General features: G+C 56.5%; 9 protein-coding genes. All 9 read right to left on the bottom strand.

Translation table 11 applies throughout. From position 1 onward, the window contains the following. Window positions 1–549, bottom strand: a 549-nt coding sequence (locus WCO56_26315; GenBank protein MEI7733114.1) for a hypothetical protein, incomplete at its 3' end; no start/stop codon positions are given. Window positions 550–686: 137 nt separating this feature from the next. Further along, window positions 687–857 (bottom strand): hypothetical protein, encoded by a 171-nt coding sequence (locus WCO56_26320; GenBank protein ID MEI7733115.1) that lies wholly within the window; start codon window positions 855–857, stop codon window positions 687–689. 1 nt (window position 858) lies between these two features. Next, the gene (locus tag WCO56_26325) at window positions 859–1,098 is read right to left on the bottom strand and encodes a hypothetical protein (GenBank protein MEI7733116.1); all 240 of its coding nucleotides are present in this window, start codon (window positions 1,096–1,098) and stop codon (window positions 859–861) included. 101 nt (window positions 1,099–1,199) lie between these two features. Then, the gene (locus WCO56_26330) at window positions 1,200–1,889 is read right to left on the bottom strand and encodes a hypothetical protein (GenBank protein MEI7733117.1); all 690 of its coding nucleotides are present in this window, start codon (window positions 1,887–1,889) and stop codon (window positions 1,200–1,202) included. Window position 1,890: 1 nt separating this feature from the next. Beyond that, complete coding sequence (locus WCO56_26335; GenBank protein ID MEI7733118.1) at window positions 1,891–3,159, bottom strand: tyrosine-type recombinase/integrase; 1,269 nt, start codon at window positions 3,157–3,159, stop codon at window positions 1,891–1,893. Window positions 3,160–4,098: 939 nt separating this feature from the next. Then, on the bottom strand, window positions 4,099–7,371 hold the full coding sequence (locus WCO56_26340; protein ID MEI7733119.1) for a type I restriction endonuclease subunit R: 3,273 nt from the start codon (window positions 7,369–7,371) through the stop codon (window positions 4,099–4,101). Next, window positions 7,368–9,137: an ATP-binding protein gene (locus tag WCO56_26345; GenBank protein ID MEI7733120.1), complete on the bottom strand. Its 1,770-nt coding sequence runs from the start codon at window positions 9,135–9,137 to the stop codon at window positions 7,368–7,370. Before WCO56_26345 ends, WCO56_26340 begins: the two co-directional genes overlap by 4 nt. Beyond that, the gene (locus tag WCO56_26350; GenBank protein MEI7733121.1) at window positions 9,134–10,444 is read right to left on the bottom strand and encodes an SIR2 family protein; all 1,311 of its coding nucleotides are present in this window, start codon (window positions 10,442–10,444) and stop codon (window positions 9,134–9,136) included. Before WCO56_26350 ends, WCO56_26345 begins: the two co-directional genes overlap by 4 nt. 9 nt (window positions 10,445–10,453) lie before the next feature. After that, the coding region (locus WCO56_26355; GenBank protein ID MEI7733122.1) for a restriction endonuclease subunit S at window positions 10,454–11,175 on the bottom strand (722 nt) is incomplete at its 5' end.

Here is an 11,175-nt window from a genome sequence, read left to right on the forward strand (position 1 = left end):
CATTGAACCATGCCGGCACAAGAAACGGTTTTGCAATAGCTCGCTGCCGTCGTCTTGCTTTGCGGGTGGTATATCGCCCAGCGGTATGGCGTGAACAGTAGAACTGGATGATTCATCCAGTTGGGCCAGGGCGGTGTTGGTGTGCCGAATGACTGACTTGGCTTGCTCTGGGTTGGCGTCCAGGGTTTGGAGCGCCTCAGACAAAACGGCCTTGGTTTGGCGCGTCTGGTATTCGGGCCAAAGGGCTTCCGCCTCACATTCGGCCAGGTCCGCCGTCAAAACGCCATCGCTGAATCCATTCAAGAATGCTTTGGCATCGGGAAATAATTCCTCAAGCGCCTCCAGTTTCTTTTGAACAGATAGCGTGTTGACCGTGTGTCCATCGTCGGCCAGGTTGCGGATGGCAAGGGCGGTTTGTCCATGCCGCTTGTCTAAAAATGACTCTGGCGCGTGTTCAAGTAGGCGGGCGAGGGCGGGCGGTAGCGGTTCGGAAAAGTCGTGAACCAGGTGGCCGATAACGGCGGCCTCTTTGGATTGCAGGTCATTCATTTGACACCCCCTCGCAAGTGTAGCGCTTGCGTTTAAGGATTTTTCCCGTGTGTTTTCCGGGTGCCCAGCCCAGCCGGATTAACTTTTCCACAAGCCGCCGGGTGCTGCGGGATGCCTTTGACCAACGAAGATATGATTTAGCCATTTTTGGTGCCCTCCTGCTCGCGAAACGATTCGAAAGCCCGGCAACGTGTTTCTAAAAGGTCATCCGCAATTCGCCAGCGTGTTTCCGGTAGGCTTTCGCGGATGATGGCGGCGATTTGCTGGGCGGCCTGAGCGGGGTCCGGTTGGGTAAGTGTGGCGCTCATATTACGACGCGGAAGGGATTCCGGTTTCAAGTAAGCGCGCAAGAACCGCCTCGGGGATGCGCCAGCATTTCCCCATCCGCACAGCGCCTTGAATTCGCCCTTTGCGGCACGCCAAGCGCAAGCTTTCCGGGTGCCACGCAATCGCCCCGGCGGCCTGCTCGACTGTGTAGGCTTTGAATCGGTTTACCAGGGCCGGTTTAATTTCCGCCCCGCCGTCCAACACTTTCAAACGTGTTTTCATGTGCGCCTAGATTGCACATGATTGGCCTCCTTTAAGCGTGACGCATTTAGGTGACGACGGCGAAAAGTGTCCTATTTTCTAATTGTAGTATAAATAGAAAACTATTTCTTGTTTACACTGCGTTTAGGGCGTCCGGGAGGATGTTTTATGGCGGGTGAAATGACGGCCTTAAGGCGACGGAGTTGCCGTGTGATGGTGGAAAGGTCCGTTTTATCGTTTGGATTGCGCTCTTTACGTTGGTGGTTAATCCATCGTGCAAACCGGGTCAAGTTTTCACCGTTGCAAACCGCCCAACGCTTCAAAATTTCTTCATCATTCAAATTGCCGGGGGTAAACTTGCCCTCTTTAACGTCGCGCATGGCATCGGCCAGAGCCTCGAAATTTTCCGGGCTCCAAGTGTGAAAACTCGCAAGGCAAAAATTCCGGGTTTCTGTTTGTGCGGTCTCATATTGCCGGTGGTAAATTGTCTTTTCCGTTTCCATAGTCATCGGCACGCCGTTTTTAAGAATTCCGCACTTGGGGGCATCGCCTAGTTTTTGAGGATCAGTAGAGACCAGATTAAACCATTGCTTGGCTATTGAATAAATCGCCCCTGGGCCAGCCATGTTGCAAGCTGCCTCTCGGATAACCTTATGCCGGTCAGCCGTCCAGCCATTATCCGGCAAAGGATCATTGTTGCCGTAAAAAATAATGTGCAACTTGGCGCGTAAATCTGGTGCATCGGCAATCTGCTTATTCCAGGTTGAATAATCGCCCCGCTTGTTTTGCTGGGTCTTGGTTTTGCGTTTCATATTATTTGCCCTTCGGTTTCAGCGCCAGCATTTTGCCAATGTTAGGCGCTACTTGTTTTCGGTTTTCAACGTAATACGCTGCCGTTACTGCCAAGCTTGAATGGCGCAACTGTTTTGAAGCAGTGAACAGGTCCGCCGATTGTGCCACGATGCTGCCAAACTCCTTGCGGAGAGTATGCAAGGGCTTGTCATCCCGTATGCCTTGCCCGCGCAACCAGAATATTGCGGCTTCCAGCCCGGCGGGCGTCGTAACATGATCGTCATGCCCGGCGCGGAAGTGTTCGAGTTCCGCAATCATGCTGGGGTCAACATAAACTGCCGCCTCAGATTCTAAAGTTTTAGGCGTCCAGCTTCCACCGGCGGAAACGTCAATTTTGCTTGTGCGGGCGTTGACGTGCTGCCAAGTAAGGTTGCCAATTTCGCCACGACGCAATCCAGCGCCCAGCGCCAGCAGGATGGCAAGGTATGCCGCGTGGTTTGTTTCGCGCAGGTCCAGCCGGGCCTTGCCCAGCAATTCGGCGGCGTCAATGTTGCTTCTATAAACCGGCGCTTTTGCGCCCGTTGGGGCCTGTACGCCCTCGAAAGGCCTGGGGGTGGGTAATTTCATCCCCAGCTTTTCTGCCGCCTTTAAACCGGCCTTGGCGTTACGGAGAAAACTGGAAACGCTAATTTTGGCGCTACGCTCCTTGATGGCGTCGCCTCCCGCCTCTGCAATCACGCGGGCAATCACGCCGCGCAAATGTTCCGGGCGTAGGTCATCCAGATGCAGCGCCTCGGCCTTGGCGCGATAGGCGCGGCTTCCAGTTGGGCCAAAGTCTGCCCGGCGTGCCTTCATATCCAAGGCACGGGCAGCCCACCAGCGCAAGCCGTGGCAATAATTGGCAGCGGTGCGGGTGCGAAGTCCGGCGGCCATGATGCTGGCGCATACGTCGCCAACGGTATGAACGCAATGCACCTTGGCGCGCTCTGGGTCAAACTCTGCCAAGGCGGCATCCCAACCTTTAGACCGGATGGCGCTGTAAATCCCGGCGGCCATTCCGGCGGCCTTGATTTTATCGCCCGTGGGCAGATAAACAAATTTCCGGGTGCCTCCATGCTGCAGGGCGACACAGAAATTTACAGCCAAACGACCATCCGCCCCTTTGCGCTTAAAAACTCGCTCCCGCCAATACTCCGCCGTGAGTTTAGACGCACGCCCCGTTTTTGGTGTCTGCAACACTTTTGCAACACTTTGTTCATTTGGCACGATTGCAATGAAATTTGCTTTCATGCGTAGAATTTAATGCAATGGCATCGGTAAATCAAGTGTGAAATGCACTTTTCTTAAAGTCTTGTACAATGGTGTCCAATCATGGAAAAGCCTATAATAATCAAACTACGGATCAGAAGGTTCTGGGTTCAACTCCCGGCGGGTGCACCATTTAAAATACTTCGGTAAAATAGGGCTAAAACAGCACTTCACCAGCGGGAATGCCACACCAAAATTACACGAAAATCACACCAGTAGGGGCAGTGCCGTAGTGTGTTTTGGATGAAACTTTTTTTGTAATATACTGAAAATGAGTTAGTTAGGATTGCGGCGTTGGTTGCTGACCGTGCCAACGCACGTGGGGAAAGTCGTGTGGTTTTGAGAAATGTATGTTTTTTGTGTCAAAAACGATTTTATCACACAATTTGTGTAAAAAATGTGAAAAATTGATTTTTTGACACAAGGGCATAAACCCGAAGATCGAAACCCGAAATCCGAAAGAAATCCGAATGCCGAAGACCGAAACGTAGCCCGACAAACACGCGGAATACGCGAATGGGAATAAATCCGAAGGACGAGAACTGAAACTCGAACTGCGGGAATTGTGATGTTTTTGTGATGAAATGATTTTTTGATCATAAAATGTGATAAAATTGTGATGAAATGAATTTTTTATCACAAGGCCATGCCGACTTTTGCAGAAAAATCCGGAACCAGAATATGGCAAAAAATATTGAACAGAAAATGCCAACCCGCCAATGACGCCAATTGACGCGAAAGGGAACCGCCATTTCGGAGTTCGAAATTCGGGCTTCGGACTTATATTTATGTCATTCATGGGAGCAGAATAACATGAGTTCCGCGAAAGTGGTTCCCTCCGGGAGGAAAAAAATTCAAGTCATCAGTGAACAGTTATCAGTCATTTTAATCAGCGCCGACTAACGTCGAGCGGCTACGGGTTTATTGCCATTCGGCGCAGAGGAGTTCGGCTTGCATCAGGACGGTTTTGACGGCTTCATCCTGAAGGTCGGGCGGATAGCCGTATTTTTTCAGGATGCGTTTGACCAACACCCGGATTTTGGCGCGGGCACTCTCGCGGAGGGTCCAGTCAATCGTGACGCTCTGGCGGACTTTGGTGATGAGTTCGGCGGCGATGACCTTCAATTTGTCATCGCCCATGGCCTGCACGGCGGAGGCGTTGGCGGCCAGGGCGTCGTAAAAGGCGACTTCATCGTTGGTCAGGCCGAGGTCTTCGCCGCGCCGGGTGGCGGCATCGAGTTCCCTGGCCAGCTTGATGAGTTCCTCGATAACTTCCTGGGTGGCGATGGCGCGGTTGTGGTAGGCGTTGAGTGTCTGCTTGAGTTTCTCGCTGAAAAGCCGGGCCTGCACCAGGTTATGTTTGGAACGCACCTTGAGTTCGTCCTTGAGCAGTTTTTCCAACAGTTCGGCGGCGACGTTCTTGTGCTTGAGGCCGCGCACTTCGGCGAGGAACCGCTCATCCAGAATACTGAGGTCCGGCTGCCTGAGCCCGGCGGCGGTAAAGACGTCAATCACCTGCCCCTCGGTGGTGATGGCCTTGGACACAAGCTGGCGGATGGCGGCGTCCATCTGCTCGGGGGTCTTGCGGCTGCCGCCCGCCTGTTTGTTCAGCGCGGATTGGAGGGCCTGGAAAAAGGAGATGTCATCGCGAATCCGGGCGGCTTCATCGCTGGCGGCGCACAGGGCAAAGGCGCGGGAAATTTCAGTGACAACCTGTCCGAAGCGTTGCTTGCCATCCGACTGCTCCAAAATATGCTGTTGCCCGGCGGGCAGCAGGGCGAGCCGTTCGGCGGGTTTGCCGGTGGTCCATTTCTGCCAGCCAAATCCATGGAGCAGGTCGCAGGCAATGCCGTATTTCTCCAGCAACACCGCAATGGCCTGCCGGGTGTCATAGGTGGGATCGCCTTTGCCGCCGCTCTCGGTATAGGTGGCCAGGGCTTTCTTAAGCTGGTCCGCCAAGCCCAGGTAATCCACCACGAGGCCGCCGGGCTTGTCATGAAACACCCGGTTCACGCGGGCAATGGCCTGCATGAGGCCGTGGCCCTGCATGGGCTTGTCGGCATACATGGTGTGCAGGCAGGGGGCGTCGAAACCGGTCAGCCACATGTCGCGCACAATGACGATGCGGAACGGGTCCTGGCTGTCCTTGAAGCGGTTGGCCAGCTTGCGGCGCTTGTCCTTGTTGCGGATGTGCGGCTGCCAGGCGGGACCGTCCTCGGCGCTGCCGGTCATCACCACTTTCAGCACGCAGCCTTTGCCGGCCTCAGTGGTTTCATCGTCGTCCTTGGCGCTGGCCCAGCCGGGGCGGAGCTTGAGGATGGCGTCATGCAGTGCCACGCAGACGCGGCGGCTCATGCAGACAATCATCGCCTTGCCGTCCATGGCTTCAAGGCGGCGTTCGTAATGGGCCACCAGGTCGGCGGCGATGAGCGCGAGGCGTTTCGGATCGCCGACCAGCGCCTCCAACGCGGCCCACTTGGTTTTGAGCCGCTCCTTGCGCGTGAGTTCCTCGCCCTCGGTAATTTCCTCAAATTCCTCGTCAATTTGGGGGAGCACAGCGGCGTTCAAGGCCAGCTTGGCGATGCGGCTCTCGTAATAGATCGGCACGGTGGCCTTGTCCGCCACCGCCCGCTGGATGTCGTAAATGCTGATGTAATCGCCAAAGATGGCCCGCGTGTTGGCATCGGTCTTCTCGATGGGCGTGCCGGTGAAACCGATAAAGGAGGCGTTGGGCAGCGCGTCCCGCATGTGCCGGGCGAGACCGTCAATGAGATCGTATTGGCTGCGGTGGGCCTCATCGGCGATGACGATGATGTTCTGGCGCTCACTGAGAGGCGGGAGCTTCCCCGTTTTGGTAGCAGACGACGTGAGGAGACTCTGATTAGTTTGAGCCTCGTGACCTCGTCTCCTACCAGCGTCAGGCGGGAAAAACTTTTGAATCGTGGTGAAAATCACCCCGCCGCTGGCGCAATTCAGCAGCTCCCGTAAATGCTCCCGATCCGCCGCTTGAATCGGCATCTGGCTGAGCGTTTCGTGGCAGCGCTGGAACTGGCCGAAAAGCTGGTCGTCCAGATCGTTGCGGTCGGTCAGCACCACCAGGGTCGGGTTTTGCATCACCGGCTCGCGGATCACGCGGGCGGCGTAGAACAGCATGGAGTAGCTTTTGCCGCTGCCTTGCGTGTGCCAGACCACGCCCGCACGGCGGTCCCCCGCATTGCCGCCGTGCATGCGCCCCGCCCAATAGCCGCCCGCAGTTTCGCCCAGGGCACCCTCCACCGCCATGCCGCTGGCCCGCACGGTTTCCTCCACCGCCGCGTTCACCGCGTGGAACTGGTGGTAGCCCGCGATGATCTTGTGCAGCGCGCCGGAGTCCGGGTCTTCCTCGAAGACGATGAAATGTAACAGCAGCTTGAGAAAACGTTCCTTCTCGAAGACACCGTGGACCAATGTCTGGAGTTCGAGCGTGGCCGTGGGTCGTGGTAGCTGCTGTCCCTCATCCCCGGCCCTTCTCCCAGCGGGAGAAGGGAGTGCCGCGGCGTCAATTTCCCGCCAGACCTTGAACCATTCCTGGTTGGCGGTGAGGGAACCGATGCGGGCCTGCAACCCATCGCTGACCACCAGCACGGCGTTGTAATGCAGCAACAAGGGAATCTCCGCCTGATAGGTTTGCAGTTGCGCGTAGGCGCTCCAGATGGTCGCGTCCTCATCGGCGGCGTTCTTCAACTCGATCAAGGCCAGCGGCAGCCCGTTCACGAACACCACGATGTCTGGCCGCCGATTGTGCTGCCCCTCGATCACAGTGAACTGGTTCACCGCCAGCCAGTCATTTGCGGCGGGGTCATCGTAATTGACGAGCTGGACATGGGCTCCGGCGATGCTGCCATCGGGGCGGGGATATTCCACTGGCACACCATCGCGCAGCATCCGGTGAAAGGCGCGATTGGTCTGGGTGAGGGACGGCGTCGCCACGCGCAACACTTTGCGCAGCGCCTCTTCCTGCGCTGTTTCGGGAATCTTCGGATTGAAACGTTGGATCGCCTGACGCAAGCGCCCAGCCAAGACCACGTCGCCAAACGAATCCCGTTCCGCCGCCGCTTCACCGGGCGCGAGATGCGGCCCGTGCCCGACCGCATAGCCCAACTCCTCGAACCATTCGAGGGCGGCGTCTTCGACGATGGATTCGTTGAGGCTCATGGCGCAGGTGGATCAAGTTGCCAACACTTCTGATAGTTTGGCCCGTCTGACTTCGGTTGCGCCTCGGGAGGGAAAATCTGAATCGTTAGAGGTATCGGGAAATCTGCACCAATGATCGCGGCTTCCCCCGGCTTCAGGTTTGGAAGGAAAGATGAAGCTGAGCGGTCGATCTCTCCGCATGCTCGTTCGACCACTTCACGGTCGCGGTCATTTGTCAGGCGGTGAACAACGAGAGTTCCCATCTGACTTAAAACTCCTTCGGTGATGTCGCGTGGCCGCTGTGTCGTCAGGCAAATGTTCAAACCAAACTTCCGGCCCTCTTTGGCGATCAACTCAAACGCATCAAGCCGAGCCACCGCATCCTCGCCGCCAATTTGTCTCCCAAGGAAATTGTGAGCCTCGTCAACGACGACTACGACTGGTGAGGCTGCGAATGCGCCTGCCCGCGCCATGTTTAGAAGGTGCCTTCCGATGACGTTTGCGACGATCTCGCGTGCTTTGAACTCGTAAGCGACGCCGCTCAGACAGATTCGCAGAAGCCTCTTATCGTTGGCGACAAAGTCGCCGATTGCGGTCGTGAGTGCCGGGTCGGGGGAGTTGAAGACACAGGCAAACGAGGGTGACGTGAGAACGGCACTGATTCGCGACATGAGCGACAAGCAATAAGAAACCTCGCCCGAATCACCGCCCCATTTGGTAGTGTCTTTGGTCCCTTTGGGAGCGGGGTAAGGCGCAAATCCGTCAGGATGCACACACTCCTGCTCGATCTGGGCGCTCAGCTTGCTGACATCAAACTCCTGACGTGGGTCATCGAGTTTTGCTGCGACGCCAGCTTGTTGTTCCGCTGCGATCACGGCGGCCTTCGACTGGTCAATCTTTCTGATGATTCCGTTCGTTGCGACTGCGGGCACCAGCTTGGCTAAACGCAGACTGCGCATGGCTGCACGCATTTTTGGCCCCTGAACTTTCCCTGCGGGCTCGAACAGAGCGATGAAGTCAGACTCAACGAAGGAAGTCGGGGGAAGTGAACGCGGCAGAGACCCTGTTGCGGTGTTCACAGGACTGCCGAGGTGGAAGTGAGTCACAAATGGTCCAGAGAAGCCTCGATACTCGCCAGTCGCGTCCAGGAGTATGATCTTGGTTTTGTGTTTCAGACATTCCTCGATGATGCGCGCAGTCGTCCAGCTCTTGCCGCCTCCAGTTGTCCCAAGAATCGCGCAGTGCCTCCCGAACAATTTCTCGGGCCGAATCGAGACGGCACTTTCAAGAGCAACATCGATGGATCCTAGCCGCAGCAACACTTTGCTCTCGGGACTTCCTTCAGGCTCCATCAAACTCGGCAGGTCTGCGACGAAGTTGTGCGGTGCCGCGTAAACTCGGTCGCCTAGTCGAGGGTAAGATTCAACGCCGGCAGTGACGCGCAGTGAATCCATCGCGACCGACCCGAGAAGTTGGATTGTGCCCACAGCGTCAAGGTCCATCACCTTTGAATGGGATGCATCGACAGAGCGCCGTTCCGATTCGGGAAGATGGATTTCAACCACTCGTCCTAGCAATAGATTGATTTGTCCTTCAATCAGCACGAACTCGCCGACCTCGCCCTTCCCGTAACGTCCTCCGAGGAAATGCGCGCCGCTGGGAGACCCTGCGTCATTCAGATTGAAGCGCACCGCCTGAGCGGACACGGAAGACAAAACCCCGATGAACAATTCGGGGCGCAGCAACCCTCTTGGGAACGCTTCCTCGATATTGGATGGCCTGCTCATTTCGTTCCCGTTACGAGTTTGATGTCACGAGTGAGGCGCTGAGCCGGAGTCAGGGATTTGAGGTCAGGAATCATTTCAGCAAAATCCCCGAAGTTGGCGTTAATCAGCCAAACATCCTCTCCCTGCTTGGTTAAGCTGAAGAGCGTTTCCCAATACTTGTTCTTCTCCTTTGGACGTGCGGTGATGTCATCGGCTGATGGATTGACGATAATCAAGCGCAGGTGCGGGTTTGTTCGCACGGCTGCAAGAATCGGTTCGGACAAGTGGTCGTCGTTGAATCCGAAGCCCGCAACAATGAGGCAGGTGTTGGGCTCGCGCAGGACTGAGAAATACTGCGATACCAACTCAAGATGCGGCTGAACGTAGGATTGCTGATACTTACCCTTTGCTGGGTAAATCAGGCAGGCTGAATCCGCAGTTGGCTTCTGTTCCACTTCGATTTCATTTTCCCCCTTCCGCGACCAGTTGACGGATCCGTGCAGCTTGTAGATGTGGAAGACACCCTCCAATGGTGTCCCGACTTCGTCACCGGTGCTAGGCCGCCTCACGATGTCATAAAGGAAGAATCGCGGGTCAAATTGCCGTGGTTGGGTGAATGAAAAGCCGTCCAAGACTACCAAACCTTGCTTCCCTGCCGCAGTTTCAAAACAAAGGTCGTAGTTGGTCGTGAAAAGTTTGAGGCGGGAATCGCGAACGCGTCGACGAGACAAGCGGTGTAGAAACATCCGGTGAGCCGCCAGTTGATTCGTATCCGCTGCGTCGATGAAACCGGAGCATTTGTCGAGAATCACTTGTTTCGACGCGGTGATGAAGGCGGTCACATCTGCACTGCTCGTTACTTGAAGGTAAGCTTCGCAACGAGATAGCAGAGCTTCGATGTTTTCGTCCTTCTCGGTTGTGATCTTGTAACCGATTTCCTTCATCAGTTTCTCGGCAGCAGTGGAGACGACCCGCTTTGTCTTTCCGGTATCTGGATTCGAGTGCACACAAAAATCCCACAGTGTCCACATCGACGGGCCCTTAGTGATCGGACCAAGCGAGGTTCCGCTCCCAGCGAGCACAACCACGTGCTGCATTTGGAGGGATGAGAGCAGGAAGCTCTTGAGTTCTTCTCTGGCCGTTTTCGCAGCAGCAATAATTTTGTCCTCCGCCGCCTTGTCGGTGCCGGGTGGCACGTCCGGCTTCAAGTCCTTCCAAATTGCCGATTCAGGCCCAAAAAACATAGGCCTGCCCGAAGTGGAAACCGCAACGGGTGCGGCTGGCGGCGGTGATGGTGGCGGCGGAACTGGTGCGGCTGGTTTGCTCATAGGTTTGTCTCAGTTAACGCTCAACTCCCCGCTCAGCAGCTTCGGCAGCAGTGTGTTGCGCAGGGTGGCGAGGGTGCGGGATTCGGTGCGGTTGGCTTCGGCTTGTTCAAAGAGCGGGGCGCAGGTGCGGTGGAAGGCTTCGAGAATCTTCGGCTCATTCGGCAGAGCGACTTGCATGGCTCCGATGACTTCGGGGCGCACGGCGGGATAGGCTCCGCCGTCGGCCATTTGGCCGAGGTGGTCGGAGACTTCGGGCTGCGTCAGTGCAGCATGGATGAATGACCACGGAACTTTGGTCGGCGTGAGCACGGCGAAGCCGGTGGAGGCGACGCGGTTTTCGGGTGGATTCAACGCGAGGAAGTAGGAGCCTCGGTCGGGGCGGACGGTGGAGAGAACGGTGTCGCCGTGGCGCAAGCGGCGGCGGGCTCGGCTCGGTTCTTCGCCGCGTGGGTAGGCGGCGATGTTCGCGATGTTGCCGCGACTCGCTTCGGAAATCTCGACGTATTCCAGCGTCTCCAAGTCGTCGTTCTTGCCGAGCGTCCATGCGTTGATGGCGCAGACTTCTTCGATGGCGGCAAGACGCCAGCCGACGGGAAGCATGTCGTGTTCGCCGTGCGCGAAGTGCTCGGGGAAGAGGACGGCGGTGGCTGGGTCGAGGGCGGCGGGGGGACGGTCATCGAGTTTGGCGCGGACGGGGTCGAAATCCACGAACCAGCTCTGGAACAGCGCCC

It is taken from the genome of Verrucomicrobiota bacterium (assembly GCA_037139415.1).
In the GTDB taxonomy this organism is placed as follows: domain Bacteria; phylum Verrucomicrobiota; class Verrucomicrobiia; order Limisphaerales; family Fontisphaeraceae; genus JBAXGN01.